The following is a 21,499-nucleotide window of genomic DNA, read 5'->3' as shown; positions in this document are numbered from 1 at the left end:
TTTTTGTTCTCTAGATATGAAAAGTACACTAGATATTGATGTTACATCGTTTTATCAAACGCAATTTAAACGACTAAAGTGGACGTTGAACGACCAGACAGAAAACGGAGAAGTAATTGCTATGGAAGAGGAGTCGATAACGGACAAAAATGAGATAAGGGAAACGATTGAAGACCATATGGATCATATAACCGGCGCCTTACCAGAAGGACGTGTGCTGAATGATTACGAAGTTACGCTATCTTTTGATTCGTCCGTTGGAGATAGACAAAAAGCAGAATTCACTACTTTATTTAACGAATTCAATACAAGAGACGAATCTAATTAAGAAAGATATTATGTAAGTTTGGGCGGGTTATGATCCATAAGAACTACATCCGCATTATCAAACTTGCGCTTCCGGTTATTCTGGCTAATGCTTCCGTTCCCCTATTAGGATTGGCAGATACTGCGGCTATCGGACAAACGGGTGCTGCTGTAGATTTGGGCGCCATTGCCTTGGCCTCCTTGATTTTTAATTTTGTGTACTGGGGCTTCGGCTTTCTCCGCATGGGTACAACTGGTTTTGTATCACAAGCCGCCGGAGCGAATGATACAGATGAAATGCATGCTTTATTGTTTCGCGCGGTGCTACTAGGCGCTATAATCGGCTTACTTCTCATTTTGCTCCAATCGCTCATTGGTGAAACTGCCATCAGCTTGCTGAAAGCGAGCGATGAGATTAAAGTTCTTGTGAGGGACTATTTTTATATACGTATCTGGGGAGCCCCCGCCACCTTAATTACCTTTACCTTACTGGGCACTTTTATCGGTATGGGCTGGACAAAGCACTTGCTGTTTGTACAGTTATTTCTCAATGGGCTTAATATCTTACTGAACGTGCTTTTTGTTGTGGGATACGATCTTGGCGTGCGCGGCATTGCGTTCGGCACCGTCATAGCAGAATGGTCTACGTTATTTTTCGCCTCTTACCTCCTCCTCAAAAAAATGCAACTACAGGGTCTTTCTCACCGTTTACAGCAATTGCGATCTCGTGTCTTCGATAAGGAAAAACTTATTGCCTTATTTAAAGTAAATGGCGACATCATGATTCGCACTTTGGCCCTTCTTAGTGGTTTTGCTTGGTTCGCCAATCAAGGAGCGGATTTTGGCGATCAAGTTTTAGCTGCGAATCATGTCCTGCTCCAATTTGTATCGCTTTCTGCGTTCTTTCTGGATGGCTATGCCCATGTTGCCGAAATGCTGACAGGTAAAGCTTATGGAGCAAAGGATAAACCCTATTTTATCGAACAGGTACGCCATTCCAGTGTTTTGGCAGGCATCACGGCGCTTATGCTCGCGGGGAGCATATATATGTTGAGCGATTTGCTGATTCCGCTGCTCACAAAAGACATACAAGTTCAAGCTATTGCTTCCGCCCATAGTCTATATGCCGCCATCTATATCGCGCTTTCGTTCGCGGCTTTCCAACTAGATGGTGTTTTCATCGGCGTAACAAAAAGTATGGAAATGCGAAACGCAACGCTGTTGGCCTTATTTATCTTCATTGGCGTAGCCCTGTTGTTAACAACTCCCTATGGTAATGTGGGCTTATGGATTAGTTTCATTATCTATGTCGTCGCCCGGGCAGTTATGCTCGGCATTTATTATCCCAAAATATTGCGCGATATGTCAAATATGCCTTCATATTAGCAAAATCTTTCATATTATAGGTTATCTTATTATATTTAGTGCATAGTATAAAGTAAAAATATGTTCTCTTTTCGGTTATTATTCTTATTTATCGCAATATGTATAGCTAGTATCGGGCTTTCACGGGCCCAGGATACCACCATTACACTTTCCGATACTACAGATAGAATCTCATCCAAAGCAAATGATCTACTGCAGATACGCGAACAACAAAAAAAAGATTCTGTTCAGCGGAAAAAACTGGAGGAACAGCTTGTATCCGTTGCAACACAGGGCGACAATGAACGACAACGTCTCTTACAGGAGATTAATGTACTAAGAAGTCGGGACTCGATCCTGTTTGCAAAAAGAAAACAGGCCGTAGATTCATTACGGACATTAAATAAGGGGGTAGCCGTGATTCCTTTCAGGGATACCTTATTTACTGTTTATACCTATGTTGGAAGTTATACGCCGCAAGAGCGTGCTACCGCCATCGAGAACCGAATCCGGTCGCTTGCCGACAATTATAAGTTCGAAATAGACTCCCTACGTTTGGAAGATAACGGAACGAGTTGGGTTGTGATTTGGCAAGATCAGATGATTATCAGTATAAACGATGAAGACGCTATGTGGGCTGATCTACAAACAGCGCAATTGGCAAATATTTATCTGACCAGTATAAAAAATAGTATCGCCCAATATCGGGAGGATACCAGCCTGCGAAAAATAGCATTGGGAATCGTCTTCGCCGTCATTATTATATTCGTTGTAGCCCTCATTATTATCGGTATAGGCAAAATGACAAAATGGGTCAAAAAGAGACTACTCTTGTTACGAGGCAATCTTTTCCAAGGCTTCCGTATAAAAGGCTATGAGCTAGTCTCTGCTAACCGGCAGATAAAGTTCGTCTGGACACTTCTTAACTTCGTGAAGTGGATACTTATCTTAACGTCTGTTTATCTCGCACTTCCTGTATTGCTGAATCTGTTTCCGACGACAGAGGGTTATGCACCTATTCTATTGGGTTATTTCATCAAGCCCATTAAAGATGTTGCTCAAGCCGTGGTTCACTACTTGCCGAATTTGATAACGATCCTCGTCATTTGTATTATTTTCAGGTATCTGTTGAAAATGCTCCGCTTCTTTGCACAGGAAATACACAATGGCGTATTGAACTTTCCTGGCTTTTATAAAGAGTGGGCACTCCCTACCTATCAGATTGTCCGCGTATTGCTATTTGCTTTCTTGCTCATTATTATTTTTCCTTATTTTCCGGGCGCCGACACCCCTATATTCAAAGGTGTATCGGTATTTATCGGCGTCCTTTTCACGTTCAGCTCCGCAGGCGCATTGGGCAATATCATAGCCGGTCTTCTGTTGACCTATATGCGTTCCTTCTCTATCGGCGATCGCGTAAAGATTGGCGACGTTTCGGGTGACATTATCGAGAAAAGTTTGCTGGTAACCCGTATTCGTACGATTAAGAATGAAGTCATTTCCGTTCCGAATTCGCAAGTCATGAATAGCCATACAATCAATTACAGTATGGATGTAGAGCAAAATCCTTTGATTGTGTATACACATATCACGATGGCTTATGAAATCCCCTGGCAGCAAGTACACGAGCTGGCAAAAAAAGCATGTGAACAAGTAGATTTATTGGAAAAGACCCCCGCACCTTTTATCCTGCAAACAAGTCTGGACGATTTTTATGTGACCTATCAAATCAATGCGTATACGCGAAACCCCCATAAACAAGCAGCCATCTATTCTGAATTGCATAAGAATATTCTAGATGTATTTCATACGGCTGGCATTGAACTTTTGTCTCCGCATTTCCGGGCTGTCCGTGATGGCTCAGCGCTGGATATGCCCGTGGCGTTCAAGAAAGATAAAGACGTTCGCAAAGACTAGGTATTACACAGGGATTACCATATTTCATAACAAAGCCAGTAATTTTGTGCTATGAAAAAAATAAAACTTTCGGCTTTGGATTTAGCAACCGTCTGCAAAGGGCAAAATGCCCAACAGGCCATTGCTAGAAGTGTGGAAGCAGCACAACACATAGAAAAATTAGGGTATGAACGGATATGGTTTGCCGAACACCATAATATGGAGCATATTGCCAGTTCGGCAACAGCCGTTTTGATCGGGAATATTGCGGGCAAGACCAACCACATTCGGGTTGGTTCAGGAGGCATCATGTTACCCAACCACTCGCCTTTGGTTATTGCCGAACAATTTGGCACGCTGGAAACATTATACCCTGGCAGGATCGATTTGGGATTGGGTCGTGCTCCAGGCACTGACCAAGTAACAGCGATGGCGCTTCGTCGGAACAACCTAAATACAGCCTTTTATTTCAAAGATGATGTGCTGGCCCTCCAACAATATTTTGAAAATGATGATCCATCAGAGAAAGTACGTGCTTTCCCCGGTGAAGGATTGGAGATGCCAATTTATATTTTAGGTTCCAGTACAGACTCTGCGCATCTAGCGGCTGAATTAGGCTTACCTTACGCTTTCGCTGCACATTTTGCACCGGCTATGCTCGCCCAGGCAGCGGAGATTTACAGAAGGGAGTTCAGACCTTCCAACCATCTGAAAGAGCCTTATTTTATCACCTGTGTGAATATCATAGGCGCAGAAACGACGGACGAAGCAGACTTTCTTTCCACAAGCTTACATAATATGTTTGCCGGTATCATCACCAACCATCGCCGTCCCTTGTCTCCTCCCACAGAACAGCCAATATACTACGGCATCCCCGAAATCGAAAACGCCGTCCACAGTATGACAGCATGCACTTTCACAGGAGATAAGGAAACGATTAAACAAGATGTCTATGATTTTGTCGACCGTTATCAGGTCAATGAAATCATGACGACAAATTATGTTTATGACAATCAAAAGCGTCTGGAGTCGTTTCGTATCATTAAAGAAGCGTTAATATAAGGATACGTGCAACCCAAAGCAAAAACGATTTTGCTTTGCTTGAAAAAAGCTGTATGTTGGACAACATGGAAAAAAAGACTTTAGCTATCGTCGGTTGTGGCAAACTAGCCACACTTATTGCGGATGCGTATAATGCCCATTTACTGCCGGAGTACGAATTGGTTGCTACCTATTCCCGAAGCAAGGAAAAAGCACAACACATTGCTGATAAAGTAAACGCCATGGATTCCAGCTCATCCTGCGTACCTTGTGCGTCGATTCAAGATGTGTTAGCGTTTAAACCCGCGTATATTGTCGAAACGGCCTCGCCGAATGCCCTCAAGGAATTTGCGTTGGATGCTTTAAAAAATAGCTCTTCCATCGTGACGCTCTCGATGGGTGCTTTTGCAGACCAAGTATTTTATGAGGAGGTCGCTAAAACAGCTAAAGAACATGGTACGAAAGTACATATTGCTTCTGGGGCTATCGGCGGACTGGATGTATTACGGACCGTTTCATTGATGGGAAGTTGTGAAGCTTCTTTTCAAACCGAAAAAAGCCCCAACTCGCTTCGAAAATATGCGCTCTATCAAGAATCCTTACAACACGAGAAAAAAAAGGTATTCGAAGGAAACGCCATCGAGGCGATTTCGCTTTTCCCGACCAGCGTCAACGTATCTGTCGCCGCGTCAATTGCATCCGTAGGCCCTGAAAACATGCGTGTCTCGATAACCTCAACGCCCGACTTTGTAGGGGATAACCACCGCATAGAGATCAAAAACGAACAAGTCCATGCGGTAGTTGATGTATATAGCACTACTGCCCAGATTGCGGGTTGGAGCATTGTAAACACTTTACGAAATATTGTTTCGCCTATTGTGTTTTAAGATAATTTTCGATATTGGCCAGTACTTTTTCGCTCAGGCGTACAAACGCCTGGCGGGTACGGCCTACGGAAACCTGCATGCAGTTTACATTGGGGTGTGTCAGAAATTTTTCATTTCCCAAAGCAATTAAGGTATCGCAATAACAGCGGTTATCTCGTGCAATCCATTTTTCAAAAGGTTCCTCATCCCAAGCGGGCGAAAGTCCGGTATTAAACAGAATCTTCCGATCGCCCATGGCCTCAAACTCCTCCTCATGCAGCAAAACTACCCCACGGTTTAAGCAGGTGATGATGACTTCATTTTCTTCTACCAATTCGCGAACCGGTAAATACCGATAGCCTTTTTGCTTCGCATTTTCTTTTTCTGAACGCGCGAAATACGAAATTTCAGCACCAAAGAAACGGAGTGCATCGGCTATCATCCCGCCGGACTTGCCTAAGCCGAGGATCCCGACTTTTGTGCCGGTAATTTCCCGAGGCGCACCGTCCCAAGGAGCACGCGGTGTACCATCGTTCTCTGTCCCAAAACCGTGGAAACAGTGTACCAATTCGCTCACCACATATTCTACGACCCCTTCATCTCCGTAATCACGAACACCTAGCACCGTGATACCTCTGGAATTCGCATACCGGATATCCACATTGGCACTTTCCGGATTGTACAAGGAGCAGCACATACCAATATATTGCACGTTAGGGCATTTTTCCAATGCATCTTCGCCCAGCCGGGAAATATAGCTGATCAAAACAGCATCCGCATCACCAATCCGTAACACCATCTCTTCTGCAGATTGCGGACTATCCGGATAAAAGACAACTTCCTCCGCATAATTGAACAATGCCTGTTCCGCCGATGGGATCAAGTTTAGCGGCTCAACCGCCACTATTTTTTTAAACATATTTTTTTATATATCTACGTACCCCTAGTATGCTTTTGCAAATAATACACGCTTACCGGACGGCTTACCTGTAAAAATACACACGCCCGCTTCTTCCTTCGCATCCAAAGGGATACAACGTATCGTTGCTTTCGTTTCCTCTTTTACACGTTTTTCGGTCTCTACGGTACCATCCCAATGACAGGAAATAAAACCGCCCTTGCTTTCCAATACATCTTTGAATTCTTCGTAAGAATTCACTTCTGTAATGTGTTCGCTGCGGAAAGATAATGCCTTATGATAAATATTTTCCTGGATAATACCCAACAGGTTTTCTATGGTTACAGCAAGTCCTTCCTGAGATACAGTTTCTTTGGTCTGCGTATCCCGTCGTGCCAACTCCACGGTACCATTTTGCAGATCACGCGCACCAACGGCAACACGCAGCGGCACACCTTTCATTTCCCACTCTGCAAATTTAAAACCAGGCCGTTGTGTATCCCGGTCGTCATATTTTACCGATATATCCATGTCTTGCAATTCGTTTGTCAGCGTCTGAACAAAACCATCGATATTCGCTTTCTCTTCCTCTGTTTTGTAAATAGGTACGATAACCACTTGAATCGGTGCCAATTTCGGTGGCAGCACCAGGCCTTGATCATCAGAGTGTGCCATAATCAATGCGCCCATCAAGCGGGTCGAGACACCCCAGGAAGTCGCCCAAACGTGTTCCAGTTTTCCTTCTTTCGATGTAAACTTTACATCAAATGCCTTCGCGAAATTTTGCCCCAAGAAGTGCGAAGTACCAGCCTGTAATGCTTTGCCATCTTGCATAAGTGCTTCGATACAATACGTTTCCAATGCCCCGGCAAAGCGTTCGTTTTCTGTTTTTACACCTCGGATGACAGGAACAGCAAGCGTCTGTTCTGCAAAGTCTGCATATACCTCCAACATGCGTTCGGCCTCTTCAACCGCTTCGTCATGTGTGGCATGTGCCGTATGTCCTTCCTGCCATAAAAACTCCGCCGTACGTAAAAATAAACGGGTGCGCATTTCCCATCGTACCACATTGGCCCATTGGTTTACCAGAATGGGTAAATCACGGTATGATTCAATCCATCCTTTATAGGTATTCCAGATAATGGTTTCCGAGGTTGGCCGTACGATAAGTTCTTCTTCCAATTTTGCCGTTTCATCCACCACGATATTTCCTTCGCCATCATTTTTCAATCGATAGTGTGTTACCACGGCGCATTCCGTAGCAAATCCCTCCACATGCGACGCTTCTTTAGAAAAAAAGGACTTGGGAATAAACAGTGGGAAATAAGCGTTCGAATGCCCGGTATCTTTAAATCTCTTGTCTAATATAGCTTGCATACGCTCCCAAATAGCGTATCCGTAAGGCTTGATAACCATACAACCGCGAACCGCAGAATGTTCTGCCAAATCAGCCTTGACGACTAAGTCGTTGTACCACTGTGAGTAATCTTCACTACGACTTGTTATACCTTTTCCCATTATTTATTTCAATTATTATTTCTGTAACAATTACTGTAATTTATGCGTATTATTATAAGAACTTTAAGTAGTCCTCCAGTTTTATTTATATTTTTGACATAGGATTAAACCCTAGTCTAAAAAACGGGTCTAAGTTAATAAATAAAGACTGCATTAGCGAAGTTTAACAGTAGAGGTTATCATGAAAAAAAATAGATTATTATTCGGTAGTTTGACACTTGCAGCCATTTTTGCATTAAGCTCGTGTTCAACAAGTAGGCAGGTAGCCCACCGAGACGATGTGTATAATAATCAATCCCAAGCTCCCCAAGATTATCTGAGTCCGGATTATTATTATACCGATGGAGAAGCACAGGAAGAGCAATACGCTCAAAATGAATACTATGCTGACGAGTATTCTGATGAAGAATATGTAGAAGGATTTGAATATGACAATAATTTGGAATATGCTAACCGCATCAATCGTTTTTATTACGGTGCGCCAGGTATGCCTTATTATCACCCCTGGTTTGACCCTTGGTATGGATACGGAGGAGGTTTTGGCCTCGGATGGTCTAGCTGGGGCTGGGGAGGAGGTTGGTCTCTAGGATTCGGATGGGGTCGTCCCTCCTTTGGTTTTGGCTGGGGATGGGGAAGTCCTTATTACGGATACGGTAATTGGGGCTGGGGTGGATACCCTTATGCCGGTTGGGGCTACAATGCTTGGGGACATCCTGGGTATGGATATGGCAATCATTATTATGGTGGAAACCGTTACTACGGTGGAAACCGATATAGTGTACGGCCACGCAATGCACCTACCCGTGTTGCCTCCCGCAATGGATACAATACACGCGTAGGTAATACCACACGTGTCGCCCGGGATAGAAACGGTCGCATCGTGACTGGACGGACAACTCGTGCTACAGCAAATGGTACACGTACAACAACGACGCGTTCCGCTGTCGGAAATACAAGTCGTGTTCGGTCTGAGAACGGCAACGTTACAAGAAATCCTGCGAACAGATCGTCTAACCCTTCACGTGTCGGCACCCGTACACGTGGAGCAGCATCCAACAGAGAAGCAGTAGGAAACAGATCGAGAACAACAACTCGCCCCACAACAGGCACTAGTACATCGCGTTCAGGCACGTCAAGGACAACTACTCGTCCGACAACGCAGCGTTCTAGACCTACTACAACGCAACCATCAAGACCAACTACCCGAAGCACGCCTTCATATTCGCCTTCAAGAGGCTCTTCAGGTGGCTCCATGTCTAGCGGAGGTGGCGCATCCAGAAGTTCTGGCGGTGGTGGAGGTAGCTCCAGAGGTGGAAGAACAAGATAATTTTCTTTAACAGCGATATAATTGACATGATGTAGAGACGCAAGGTTTTGCGTCTCTACTATTTAAAATAAACTATGCGTATAAAAAATATAATTTTCACATCTTTATTAATTTCGGGCGTAAGCATGTCTGCTTATAGCCAATCTGTTGGTAACGGATTGATTTTTTCGCAAGAGACAAACGGTGGTACCGCCCGTTTTAAGGGGTTAGGAAATGCAAAAACAGCATTGGGAGGCGATATCAGTTCCATTACCGGAAATCCCGCTGGTTTAGGCTTTTTTGGGCAATCCGATATATCCGTAACGTTCAATTATGACAATGCCGCGAACAAAGGCAATTACTTTGGAAATAGTGTTACCAAGAATAAAGGTCGGTTTGGTGTCGACCATGCAGGGGTCGTTTTCCACTTCCCGAAGAATGAAGGTTACTATGGATGGCAAAATTTCAATGTTGGGATAAGCTATGAAAACACGAATAGATTTTCTAACCATGTACGCTACGAAGGTATAAACCCAAACAATACCATTGTTAGCGCGTATACAGATGATATAGCTGATTTTGGAGATCAGGCTTTTGCGAACAGTTTAGTAGGTATGAAACTCGTTGAAGGTTTTGCCGATACCGAAAAAGGCTATTTCCCCATCACCAACGAGTCGGGAAATAAAGATCAGATCAGTGACATACTGACAACGGGCAATAGTTTCAAAACATCTTTGGCTTTTGGCGGTAATTACAATAACGTCTTTTATATTGGTGGTAATATTGGCTTCAGTTCTTTTCTACATGAAAATTCGGCCCAGTTCTCCGAATATGGCTGGACAAAAGATGCCGCGGCAGTGGCCGCGGATAATCCCGGATCCAATTTTATCGACCCAACCCATCCAAATCATGCCTTCTTAGGTAAGAACTATGAGATGCTGGACGATTACTACCAACGTTCGGAAGGAACGGGAATAGATTTCAAAATTGGTGCTATTTATAAACCTACGGTCGATTGGAACATCGGAGCCACCATTACCTCGCCTACCTGGTATACCATAGATCAATATACGGAAAGTTATATTGGTGTCGATTATTACGATAGTGAGAATGCCGAAGAAGCGTTTGATTTCGGCGAAACCGAATTTAGGGACGATTTTACCTACCGTTTGGTTACCCCTTGGAAATTTGGCCTTGGCGTGTCTAAGTTTTTCGGACGCGGATTGATCTCAGCAGATGCCGAATATGTTAACTTTGGTAGTATTAAAATTCGGGACACCAGAGGACCAAATTCATCAGAAGATGCGCTTTGGGATCAAGATTTTAAAGATGCTTATCAAGGTACCGTTAATCTACGCGTAGGCGGTGAATATTTAATTACCAATACCATCAGTGGACGTGCTGGTTTCAACTATTTTGGAAATCCTTATAAGAACGCAGACAATAAACAATATAGTGGTAGTTTGGGATTGGGTACAAAACTTACAAACACCCTTTATCTTGATCTGGCGGTTGTACATCTTATCAATGATTATAAAGTAAGTCCGTATCTTCTTAACGAAGAATTTTGGAACAGTACGAGCCCAGTTGCAGACATCAAACACCAACGTACAAATGTGGTGTTGACACTAGGCGCTAAGTTTTAATGATAGGAAGCATATAGTTTTTGGACGATAAAGAAACTCGTCCAAAAACTTCATATAGGCTTAACCGTATGGTCATATTTATTTAGGATCTTTTACGTATGTTAAGCAAACCATCAACATGTTGTGTTTTCCTTTTAATTTGCCTATCGTTTACATCTTGTAAAAAAGACAATCCCGATTTTCCTCCAGGATCAACGGGCGCTATCAATACCTGGATCAGCGAACAGATGGAACAATACTATTATTGGTCTTCGGCCCTTCCTTCCAACCAGAACGTCCTTCTAACACCTTCAGATTACTTTCAGTCGCTGCTCGTTCCGGAAGATCGATTTTCCAGTATCATGCAAACAGGACGGACAGACGCCTATGGTAATACGTTATTGAATACATTCGGGTTTGATTTTATGCAGTTTACACAGGGTTCCCGCACGGTTACTCTTATTAGCCATGTAGTACCGGGTAGTATAGGCGAAAGACTTGGTCTGCAGCGCGGAGATACCCTAGAAAGTATCAATGGCCAATTGCCTACGAAAAATAATCTATCCACATGGGTACAACAGGTAACCCAGCAAACTAGTATTTTACTCACGCTGGCTAACGGAAAATCCTATACCCTACCTGCTTCCTATATTTCCCAGCCGGTGATATACCCTTCTGAAACGTTCATGGTTGATATCGAAAATAAGATTGGATATCTATTCCTAAGCCATTTTGATTTTTCAGGCGGTTACGATATGCTAAAAGCGATAGAGAAATTACGAGGTTATGGTGTAGAGGAACTAATTCTTGATCTTCGTTACAATAATGGTGGAAGTGTAGCTTTCGTGGCCTTTACCGCATTGGCATTGGTAAATGTACAGCCAAACGATGTATTTGTGCACTACAAGGGCAACGGGCGCCTACAAAATCTACAGGAAACTTTTTCCCAGACACTTGGACGCCAACCGGATGGCTACAGTTTTTCCGCCAGTGACGTACGACAAAAAGGGCTGGGGTTGCGGCGGCTATTGGTGTTGGGTACCGGTCACACCGCTTCCGCTTCAGAGATGCTCATCAACAACCTCCGTCCTTATATCGACGTGATCCATATCGGTAGTGTTACTTATGGCAAGGATATGGCCAGCACAACGCTGACCACACCAGCCTCCGTGGCCGGATCGGATCCCAGCTGGCTTATCCAGCCAATGGTTTATAAAATCTATAATGCCCACGATCAAGGAGAATATAACGCAGGACTGCAACCGCAGCAGACAATAGCCGAATATAGCGTACAGCCCCTCTACCCTTTCGGTGATAAACGCGATGCTTTGGTTGCTGAAGCGATTACACAGCTGGGTGATGGACAAAAGCAGATGAAGTCGAATACCAATGAACCCGTAAAGGCATCTGCAGAACCACATTTGCTCTTTCAATCGGCGCCTTACCGAGCAAAGCCTATCCTATTGCGTCCGCCTGCGGAGCAAGAATAAAGCGCCATCTATTTTTGGGAATCATAGATGTATTTTATTTTTGTAAATAACAAATATAAAATACCATGCCCACGTTCACTAGCACGCTGCCTGACGATTTAATGTCGCAATTGACAAAAAAATCCAAAGAGTTAAAGCTTCCCAATAATAAACTTATAGAAAAAGCGCTTCGGGTTTACCTTGATCAGCTCAATAAAGCTGCCTATATCCAATCTTATAAAAAAGCGGGTGAAGACATTGACATTATGCAGATCGCAGAGGAAGGTATGACAGATTATTTGTCTGAATTGGAACGGACCTAAAATGACCAGTAATATGAGCTTCAGGCAGGGTGAAATACGGTATGCCAACTTGAATCCAATTAAGGGCAGTGAGCGGGCCGGCCAAAGGCCGCGAATATACAATAAAAAAACGATAGAAAGGTGTATGTTTTCGCCAATTTTGGGGTGCATCAAAAAAATTTTTGGCGCATTTTTATACCTTTCGAAATACGTTTTTCGGACAAAAATTGTTGTTTAATATACTTTAAAGACGTTTTTTAGGGTATTTTGTCTTTAAAATCACGTCTAAAAACAACTTCATCTTCTTCTAAAACAACCTCATCTTTTTCTAAAACAACTCCATCTTTTTCTAAAACAACTTCGTCTTCTTCCACAACAACTACTTCCTTTTCCAAAACAACTTCATCTTCTTCCAAAACAACCACATTTTTTCCCAGAACAACTTCATCTTCTTCCAAAACAACCACATTTTTTCCCAGAACAACTTCATCTTCTTCCAAAACAACCACATCTTTTCCCAGAACAACTTCGTCTTTTTCCAAAACAACTTCGTCTTCTCCGAAAATAACTCCATCTTTTTCTAAAACAACTATCTCTTCTTCCAGAACAACTACCTCTTCTCCTAAAACAACTACCTCTTCTCCTAAAACAACTTCGTCTTTTTCTAAAACAACTTCGTCTTTTTCTAAAACAGCTACTTCCTCTTCCAAAACAACTATACAAGGAAATCGAAAAAAGGCGGCACCGTCTGGTACCGCCTACATACAAACCCCACTATTACCCGAAAAAGAAAAATATTTTTTGCTGTATTGTCCTTTATTTTATTGCCATCAACTGAAAATCACGAACACTATATTTTGTAGCTTTACGTTCCTTATGTTCTTCGCGCAGAGCTGGCGCCACCAGATCGGAACGAAAATTTTTCTGCATCTCTTCATAGGCTGATATGCAATCCTTCAACTGTTCGATCATCTCTTGGTAGGTCTCGTACTGCTGCAGCAAAGCCCGCAAAGCATCCGCAGCAGCTTCCCGCGCTTCGGAATCAGCCGCGTCCTGCGCTAGCCGGAAGAGTTTGATCCGCAACCATTCATGTTTTCTTTTGTCGATGGCTTTCATGGTAAATAACTTAGTTAATTGGAGTAAGCTGAGAGCAAAGTTGTATCGAAGTTCCACCAAGGATCTATATTAGGATAGAAAGAAAAAAGACTTCCTGTAGATTCTTGCAGGTAAAGAATATGTGCTCCTTTATTGATATCTATTGAACTGTACGAAACAAAAACTTCTGCGCCTTCCACTGTAACAGGACTAAAATCCTCTTTCAGTATTTGTGCTCTCCCATCAAATCCGAAAACAGACTCCATATTGTCTGTAATATCAATGCTTTGATAAGTATCTGGAAGTTGATTGGTAATATTAAAAACGGTATCTCCCTGTTCGTGATAAACAACCTTTCTACGGGCGGGAGGTCCCGACAATCGTTCAAGAATCTGATAAAACACCAGATGAAAAGGTTCTCCGTTCGTCAATTCTGTTATTTCACTGTTGCTATTGACAATTCTAAATTTCAACTTTCCTTCCTCCTTGGATTCATTTAAATTCTCTTTACGCATCAACGCTGAAGGGATATCATCGTTGATTTTAAAAAGCACCAGCGTATCCTTATCCGGTTTAAGCTGAAAACTTCCCTCAAATTCAACTTCATCAGCTGCATTATATAACACAAAAGAGTTTTCGTTATCAGAAATCGGTACTTTAATCGACCGCGTAGCGTATTTATGACCGTCAATTTCAATCTTGTAGCCGTTTACATAGTTTTCTATAGAAAGTGTGGTAAAAGGGGTATAATTGTCTACCAGTTCACCTTTTTCGCAGGATGTACAAATGGCTAGTGCAACAAAAAAAGTATATAAAAATATACGCATATTATAATTTGTTATTAATTATTGATATCTAAAATGATTTTAAAATTGCCTGTCGGCTCATCACCGACAGGTCTAATATTTATTTTTCAAGAAAACTCGATCAGCCTAGACTAGTAAGTCTTGGGTTGAAACTCTGTCCATCCGTCTGTCCACAAGGTTTCAGCTTCCGGATCAAAGGCACCTTTGTAATCCGGACCTGAAGCAGGACCTGCAAAAGGAACTAAGTTCCAAGGATCAAACGTCGATGCAGTGGCAGTCGAATAAAACGGATTAATTTCAGCATCACCACCTAACAACAAATAGCTATTCGCAATTGCAGCTGTACTTGTGCTATTACCTGTATAACCAGCCGGTGCGGAGCCACTGATAACATCCAAAGGTGTAGTGTAAGCATGCACCACGTTATTGCTGAATATACTTTCTCCAGCCGTAATGTTTTCGAAAGCTGCACCGACATTATAACCTGCGATAATCGAACGCGTGATGTTCAACGCAGACGCTCTTCTCCAGTGGTTGCCATTTTCCAGCTTCGTACCAGCCGTACCGGCGCTATTGATGCCCAGGAAGGTAAAGTTTTGCAAGTTTGGTTTAGTTTTAGGAGAAGCATTAGAACCAGAACCGTCATTATCAGACTCGATACCATTGGAATCCGAGTTGCCGCCAGAAGTACTATTGGTAGACTGTGGATCTTTCAACGAAAGCGCATACTGAATAGTACCCGAATAACCGAAATCAAAATCGAAATCATCATCATCTGTAGACAACGCTACTAGGTGATCTGCATTTACCGTACCTCCGAAAAACTCGAACGCATCGTCCCGGCCCCAGGAAACCTGGATATGTGATAGGGTTGTACCACTACCCACACCGCCTAACGTTAAACCGTTGATTTCATTTGCTTCTGAAAGTTCAAAACCCGCGAATTCAATACGCACGTATTTTAAGATACCTGAACTCTCGGTATTATACGTATCGTTTGTTGAACCATACGTTACATCGGTATCGTCGGGCTGCGGAATACCTTCAATACGTTGTGCAATCGGTTGGTTGATGCGTGCGCGTCCTAAAATAACGACCCCACCGAAGTCACCCGCCTGACGGTTCGTTGCGTTCGGCGATGTAAATACAATCGGCGCGTTTGCTGTACCTTCTGCAATTAGGGTCGCTGTTTTAGGTACCACCAATACACCGCGTAATTCCTGCTCACCATAGGTCGGATCGTTATAAGTCTTGAAATCACCGGAAGTCAGGAAGGTCCCTGCCTCAATGGTCAATGTCTGACCGGGTTCAACATAAGATACACCATCGATTTTCCAAATGGTATCATTCGGAAGAAACGTCTTGGTAATCAAGCCATCAGCATCCGTAGGAATAGGAGCCTGCACCACGCCAGTCGGCAAACCGGCATTAAAATCGCCCTCAGGCGTTGCTACATCTTTGTTGCATGAGCTGAATAGAGCCACAGCACATGCTGCTAAACTTAAAACTTTTTTCATTTCGGTAAGTTTTAAATAATTTATAAATTTGCCGCCATTATCTTTAGCTTGACTATACTGCTTTTCGCACGGCAATTCTCGAAAGGCGGTATAGTTTTTTAATTACTTTCTTCGTTTTCTGATTTTCCTCCAAGACAAACGTTTTCTATTTTTTTCTTTTTTCCGGATTGTGCTGTCGGACAATGCGCGGAACTTTTTTTGTTTATCTTATTCAAGGTAGCCAAGAACCAAGCCCGGTAATTAGTATTTTTGTTGTTCGTTTATTATATGTCTGAAAAAAACCGAAAAAGTACTTTGATTAATTGTTGCGATTCCATTAAATAATTATGAAATACTTTTTTTACTCATCACTTATAACTTATTACTATTAAAAGCTATACGTCAGCGACAGGCTAAAACGGCTTCCCTCTTTCCGGCGATAGAGTATCGTATCGTTGTCTTCTTTGTTGTACCGCAAGTCTCCTTTTTGTAATTCCCCACTGATGCCTCCTCCTTCGATGTTGAATGCTTCCGTATTGGCATAAAAAATGGCCCAGTCGTTCAGCAGGTTTGCCATATTGAATTTGATTTCCATCCGTTTTTTTAGTATCCGGGCATACAACTGTCCGTCCAGTTGCCCCGGTACCTTTTCATATTCCACCTCATTTGGAGTGAAAGCAGTCAGATTGGTGCGGTAACCGCGCTGGTTATAGCTTGCCGTCAGTCCAAAAGACTCTCCCCAGTAGCCCAAGCCTAGATTCAGCAGCCAAGGGGATTGCCCAATCAATGGTCGGTCTTGACTACCCTGTCTTTCCTGCCGCCATTCTGAACCTCCCCCTTCTGCAGGATATGAACCCCAAGGCGTCATTACCTTCACATTTGATTTTAATAAAGTTCCATTGCCGTAGACAAAGATATCCTCCAACCAGTCCTGTTCGCCCAAAAAGCCCATGTTTTTCCTTACTTCCAGCTCCAGCCCCAAATTGGTAGCAGACTCCATATTGGTAAGTACATAGTAATTACCCTGACGCAATGAACCGTCTCTGATCAGTTCAATGGGTCTGTCCAAAAATTTATAATACCCCGTAAGCGAAACAATCTCCCCTGCTCCCGGATACAATTCTAAACGTAGATCCACATTGTCCACTACCGTGGACTCCACGCGGTCGCCGGCCACATTGCCTTCCAGCTCATAATCATAGAAACCAAAGAAGGAACTCTCCCGGAAATCGGGACGGATGACGGTCCGCGAATAGGAAGAACGCACATTAAACGTAGAGGTTACCTCATAAGTGGCGTTGATGGACGGTAACCAGCGCCAGCCGCTTTCGGCGACACCTCTTCGAAACAAAATAAACTCGCTGGGATCCGTATATTGCCGGTTCAATATTTCTTCCTGGCTGTTGTTCAAGTCAAAAGATTCCCCGCGCACACCATACACGAGGCGCAGCCTGTTCCGCAGCTTTTGGTCTGCCATCACATACACCCCATGCATTTTCATGTGCCCGTCGAATACGCGACCGTTAATATTTTTTGCCCAATAATACGCCTCGTTGACACCGCTGCCGATATTCGCGGGATCCAGAATGACCTCATAGGGTTGCTCGATATTGCTTCCCCTTGCCGAATAGGGGATCATACGGAATACCGACAGGTCACGCTGCTTATCAAAGCCTTGGTAACCCAGCTTAATGAGTGTGCTAAGCGTTTCCCCCGTACCAAAGGATTTGGCAAAGCTCGCGGCCCAGTGGAAATCATCCTCGTTCACCTCCGTCCACATGCGCGAATCCTCCAAAAGGTTATCACCACCGGATTGGGAAGGGTCTCTAACATTCGGGGTTTGGAAATAATAGTCATCCCCGATCTGGGTCGTCAACCGGTATTTAAACTTGCGCTCGTCCAGGATGCGCTGGCTAATCTTGTTGTAGGCGACCATGCCCGTCGCCTTAATCGCCCAAGGGAGTTCGTACTCGCCGCTCAGCTGATGCTGCAGCAAGGACATGGCCTCGGGCAACTGGTACTGTTCTTTATTTGGACCTAGCGACACGTCAGCATAGTTCAAGCGGATCGCCTCGTTGTAGTGGTTGCTATACGTACGGGCATACATATTTTTTAAGGTTACCTTAAACTTATCTCCTTGTAGCCCGAGGTTCGCCGCAAAACCACTGTTGCTATTGAAGCGATAGGACATCCCGGCACCGTTTTGCCCGATCTTGGTGCTATCTATATAATGAACGGCATTTCCGTAATTAGAGCCTCGCACGTTGTTGAACTCCCACACCTGCTGCTCGTTGCGCAGACTTGCCGCCGCTGAAAAACCGAAGCGCATGCCGTTCTTCAGTTCGTACACGCGTCCTAACGACAAGCGGTAGTTTTGGTTGGGTTGCCCGTTATAGCGATGCATTTGCAGCGGTTCGGCGGATAGTCTTTTCGATTGTGCTACCGCGTCCAAGCTGCTGTAGGGGATGCCGTTTCCCGGAATCAAATCAAAGTCCGTCTGGTCGTTGCCGGGAGGAGGAACTTCGATATTACGTTGGAACTGCCACGATAACATTCCCTCCGGTAATTTCGCCGATTTATCAAAGAAACCGAAGTACTCTGCATTTTTCCGATCGCCCAATCGGTAGAAATCTTTGCCGATCGCCTGGCTATTGATGCCCGAACCGATCTGGATACTCGTAAAGTTTTCGTCCGGGATATCCAGCGTATTCACCGACACCTGCCCGCCCGAAAACTCCGAAGAAACATCCGGCGTAGCCGTTTTATTGACCACCACCGAACTGACCATCTCCGTAGGAATGATATCGAAGGAGAAATCCCTGCGGTTCATCGACGTACTCGGGATGCTCACCCCGTCGAGCATAGCCTGGTTATATCGGTCGGACATTCCGCGCACAATCACATTACGGTTGTTGACCGTAGTTAGTCCCGTGATGCGCTTCAACGCGGCGCCCATATCGTTGTCCGGCGTCCGGGCAATCTGTTCGGCAGAAATACCATCGGTTACGCTGGCTGCGTTCTTCTGCGCGGCATAGAGCCCGGCTACCGACGACCTCTTGAAGGTACTGGTCACGACAACATCGTCGATCTGCTGGTTGCTGACCTGCATGGCAATGTCCAGCGCTGTACGCTCTCCTGCTTCTACCTTGACCTCTTGTATGCGTCGTGTCTTGTAAGAGAGATAACTGATCTCCACGACATAAGTACCGGCGGGAAGCTCCATATTATAAGTACCATCTACACTTGTCTGCGCAGACTTATTACCGATGACGCGAACATTGGCACCAATCAGTGGCAAACCGCGCTCGTCGTACACGGTACCGCTGATACGGCCCGGGCGCTGAGGTATCTTTTTCTCTAAAATAATATACGATCCTGTTTCGCGAAAGGTCATATCGGTACTCCGAAAAATATGGTTCAGGATATCTTTTACGGGGGTATTTCTAAAACGTCCCGAAACTACTTTCCGGTTATTCAGATTGTATTTCGCCGCATCATAAGCGATCAGTACATTCTTGGATTCCAGATTTTTTACGGCATCGGCAATACTGCCTTCGTAAATTTCCAAGGTTACTTTCTTCTGTAAAAGCTGGGCATTGGCTCCCGAGGCAAGTAGTACCTCCGTCAAACACAGGATGCTGATGACACTGAGCATGAATATTCGCATAATGAAATGGAAATAGTACAGATTAAATTGCATAAATTTGTTTATGTATAATGTTGTATGGATATGATTTTATAATACGATGTTATAACGATGATGGGGAGTTAACGATGGCGGTCGTTAACTCCTTTGTTGTATAGATTAGGTTAATAAAGAATCACGCGCTCGCCCTCCTTTCTGATCTTGTTGTGGTGAATGGATTGTATAGCCTCTAGGAACTCGTCCAACGGTACTGACTTGCGGATCGGCAGGCTGTATTGCTGGCGGGCAATACGGTCGTTATCGGCAACGAGTGTTATACCGTAGGTATTTTTGACGGCAAGTGCCAGTTCTTCAAACCCGGCATCCTGCAGCACCTGTTTACCGCTGGTCCAGGAGGAATAGCGATTTCCGGTATCGAAATCTTCCGTTGTACTATTGGCATATTGTTTTTCAAAACGGATACGCTGTCCCTTTTCGAGCGTACCTAGATTGTTGTTCCCACGCTGTACCTTCACACGGCCGGTATATACCGAAATCACTTGCTCTTCCATCTCTGCATAGGTCTGTATATTAAAAGAAGTTCCTAAAACGGTGGTCTGCAAACGGCCTGCCTGCACGATGAACGCCCGGCTGCTATCCTTCGCGACTTCGAAAAAGGCTTCTCCGGCAAGGAGTTCGACCTCGCGCGCAGATCGTCCGTATGCATTTTCATCAACACGTAGGCTTGTTCGGGCGTTCAACGTCACGGTGGAACCGTCAGGAAGATTGACCACTTTACGTTCGCCTACCCCGGTATTAAAAATACGGTAAGCCGGCATGGACACCATTTCCTGTGTCTGCTGCATCTCCTGCTGTATACGCCAATAGAAAAAACCAGACGCTACGAGTAAAAGTGCAGCAACACTGCCCATCCAAGGTCTGAACGCGATAATCTGTTTCTGTTTATTGTCGATCAGCTCCTCTCCTTCTCCAATCGCATCTTGTATCTTCTGCCAGGAACGGTTACGTCGCGCGTCCTTGTCCGCCGCCTGAACATCCGTCCGCTGATCTAAACTTTTATACCAGGTGTCGAACAAATCCCGCTCTGGCTTGCCCACTTGTTCCTGCCGGTACCGATTTGTTAAAAATCGAAATAGCTTTCTTTTCACTTTTATCCGTTGTTTATGATATGTCTGAAAAAAAGCAAAAAGGTACTTTGATTAATCGTTAATGTTTTATTAAATTATTGTAAAGCGGATTCTTATATTCCGGCAGTGGTGAGCGATTGGAGGGCAAACAAGACCATCATGGTACTATAGCGATCTATACCGCGGGATAATAAAGCATGTTTTAGGCGCTTGCTACCTTCACTGATATTGTTTTTTACCGTCTGCTCGGACAGCCCTAGACGTGTTGCTATATCCCGGATGCTAAATTCATCCCATTTTAGTAAAATGGCCTGTTTCATGTTAGTCGGCATGCGATCCAATTCCTGCGATAACAGCTCTTCTAAAGCACGGTAAGTTTCGAGTTCTTCTGGATGTTGTTGCACAAAAACGTATAAATCTTCCGCCCAGAAATCAAGTAATTGTGGCTTGATCTTGTTGGAATTGAAGAAATCCACGATCTTATATTTTAGCATACCATAAAGATACCCGGGTAGGGTCATTTGCGAATCCAGCCGATCACGCTTTTCCCAAAACTGTATAAAAAGTTCCTGCACAATATCTTCCGCCTGTTGTGCGTCGCGGGTACGGAGCAAAGCATGACCATAAAGCCCATCCCAGAAATGATGATAAAGCTTTCCAAAGGCCCCTTTATCATCTCTTTCCCGGATAGCTATTAACCAATCTTCATATAACAGGTTTTCTTGGGTCATGCGTTA

18 protein-coding genes are annotated in these 21,499 nt (G+C 44.1%); 9 read left to right on the top strand and 9 right to left on the bottom strand.

The features are described 5' to 3' along the window. Nucleotides 1–16 precede the first annotated feature (16 nt). The 5 genes from FXV77_RS10195 (at nt 17) to FXV77_RS10175 (ending at nt 5,495) form a co-directional block, all read left to right on the top strand. Nucleotides 17–328, top strand: coding sequence for a hypothetical protein (locus tag FXV77_RS10195; RefSeq protein WP_148919128.1), 312 nt, complete (start codon nt 17–19; stop codon nt 326–328). A 29-nt stretch (nt 329–357) separates the two neighbouring features. After that, the gene (locus FXV77_RS10190) at nt 358–1,692 is read left to right on the top strand and encodes an MATE family efflux transporter (RefSeq protein WP_148919127.1); all 1,335 of its coding nucleotides are present in this window, start codon (nt 358–360) and stop codon (nt 1,690–1,692) included. Between the two features lie 60 nt (nt 1,693–1,752). Then, nucleotides 1,753–3,588 (top strand): mechanosensitive ion channel domain-containing protein, encoded by a 1,836-nt coding sequence (locus FXV77_RS10185; RefSeq protein WP_148919126.1) that lies wholly within the window; start codon nt 1,753–1,755, stop codon nt 3,586–3,588. Between the two features lie 51 nt (nt 3,589–3,639). Further along, nucleotides 3,640–4,629, top strand: coding sequence for an LLM class flavin-dependent oxidoreductase (locus tag FXV77_RS10180; protein WP_148919125.1), 990 nt, complete (start codon nt 3,640–3,642; stop codon nt 4,627–4,629). Between the two features lie 65 nt (nt 4,630–4,694). Continuing rightward, nucleotides 4,695–5,495 carry an aspartate dehydrogenase domain-containing protein gene (locus FXV77_RS10175; RefSeq protein ID WP_148919124.1) on the top strand — a complete coding sequence of 267 codons (801 nt, stop codon included), beginning with the start codon at nt 4,695–4,697 and terminating at the stop codon, nt 5,493–5,495. Here FXV77_RS10175 and FXV77_RS10170 read toward each other — a convergent pair. Both FXV77_RS10170 and proS read right to left on the bottom strand, forming a co-directional pair. Further along, nucleotides 5,482–6,393 (bottom strand): NAD(P)-dependent oxidoreductase, encoded by a 912-nt coding sequence (locus FXV77_RS10170; protein ID WP_148919123.1) that lies wholly within the window; start codon nt 6,391–6,393, stop codon nt 5,482–5,484. The two genes, FXV77_RS10175 and FXV77_RS10170, sit on opposite strands and share 14 nt — an antisense overlap. 24 nt (nt 6,394–6,417) lie before the next feature. After that, nucleotides 6,418–7,890, bottom strand: a complete 1,473-nt coding sequence (proS, locus tag FXV77_RS10165) for a proline--tRNA ligase (protein ID WP_148919122.1) — start codon at nt 7,888–7,890, stop codon at nt 6,418–6,420. A gap of 181 nt (nt 7,891–8,071) precedes the next feature. Here proS and FXV77_RS10160 point away from each other — a divergent pair, with 181 nt between their 5' ends. The 4 genes from FXV77_RS10160 (at nt 8,072) to FXV77_RS10145 (ending at nt 12,613) form a co-directional block, all read left to right on the top strand. After that, nucleotides 8,072–9,217 (top strand): hypothetical protein, encoded by a 1,146-nt coding sequence (locus FXV77_RS10160; RefSeq protein WP_148919121.1) that lies wholly within the window; start codon nt 8,072–8,074, stop codon nt 9,215–9,217. A gap of 74 nt (nt 9,218–9,291) precedes the next feature. After that, a complete protein-coding gene (locus tag FXV77_RS10155; RefSeq protein ID WP_148919120.1) occupies nt 9,292–10,842 on the top strand; it encodes an OmpP1/FadL family transporter in 1,551 nt (516 codons plus the stop codon). Nucleotides 10,843–10,940: 98 nt separating this feature from the next. Next, the gene (locus FXV77_RS10150; RefSeq protein ID WP_148919119.1) at nt 10,941–12,311 is read left to right on the top strand and encodes a S41 family peptidase; all 1,371 of its coding nucleotides are present in this window, start codon (nt 10,941–10,943) and stop codon (nt 12,309–12,311) included. A 65-nt stretch (nt 12,312–12,376) separates the two neighbouring features. Next, nucleotides 12,377–12,613, top strand: a complete 237-nt coding sequence (locus FXV77_RS10145; RefSeq protein ID WP_148919118.1) for a CopG family transcriptional regulator — start codon at nt 12,377–12,379, stop codon at nt 12,611–12,613. Between the two features lie 236 nt (nt 12,614–12,849). Here FXV77_RS10145 and FXV77_RS10140 read toward each other — a convergent pair whose 3' ends face one another. The 7 genes from FXV77_RS10140 to FXV77_RS10110 all read right to left on the bottom strand — a co-directional run bounded on the left by FXV77_RS10140 (nt 12,850) and on the right by FXV77_RS10110 (nt 21,493). Continuing rightward, the gene (locus tag FXV77_RS10140) at nt 12,850–13,302 is read right to left on the bottom strand and encodes a hypothetical protein (RefSeq protein ID WP_148919117.1); all 453 of its coding nucleotides are present in this window, start codon (nt 13,300–13,302) and stop codon (nt 12,850–12,852) included. Between the two features lie 106 nt (nt 13,303–13,408). Next, nucleotides 13,409–13,675 carry a hypothetical protein gene (locus tag FXV77_RS10135; RefSeq protein WP_148919116.1) on the bottom strand — a complete coding sequence of 89 codons (267 nt, stop codon included), beginning with the start codon at nt 13,673–13,675 and terminating at the stop codon, nt 13,409–13,411. A gap of 47 nt (nt 13,676–13,722) precedes the next feature. Continuing rightward, a complete protein-coding gene (locus FXV77_RS10130; RefSeq protein WP_148919115.1) occupies nt 13,723–14,514 on the bottom strand; it encodes a hypothetical protein in 792 nt (263 codons plus the stop codon). Nucleotides 14,515–14,624: 110 nt separating this feature from the next. Beyond that, nucleotides 14,625–16,010, bottom strand: coding sequence for a hypothetical protein (locus tag FXV77_RS10125; protein ID WP_148919114.1), 1,386 nt, complete (start codon nt 16,008–16,010; stop codon nt 14,625–14,627). A 367-nt stretch (nt 16,011–16,377) separates the two neighbouring features. Then, entirely contained in the window at nt 16,378–19,689 is a 3,312-nt protein-coding gene (locus FXV77_RS10120) for a TonB-dependent receptor domain-containing protein (protein WP_148919113.1), read from the bottom strand. A gap of 110 nt (nt 19,690–19,799) precedes the next feature. Then, nucleotides 19,800–20,783: a FecR family protein gene (locus FXV77_RS10115; protein ID WP_148919112.1), complete on the bottom strand. Its 984-nt coding sequence runs from the start codon at nt 20,781–20,783 to the stop codon at nt 19,800–19,802. A 92-nt stretch (nt 20,784–20,875) separates the two neighbouring features. Next, nucleotides 20,876–21,493: an RNA polymerase sigma factor gene (locus tag FXV77_RS10110; protein ID WP_148919111.1), complete on the bottom strand. Its 618-nt coding sequence runs from the start codon at nt 21,491–21,493 to the stop codon at nt 20,876–20,878. Nucleotides 21,494–21,499: the final 6 nt, after the last annotated feature.

It is taken from the genome of Sphingobacterium phlebotomi (assembly GCF_008180195.1).
Taxonomy (GTDB): Bacteria; Bacteroidota; Bacteroidia; order Sphingobacteriales; family Sphingobacteriaceae; genus Sphingobacterium; species Sphingobacterium phlebotomi.
The sequence above is the reverse complement of the archived record's forward strand: the minus strand, read 5'-3'. Positions and strand labels throughout refer to the sequence as shown.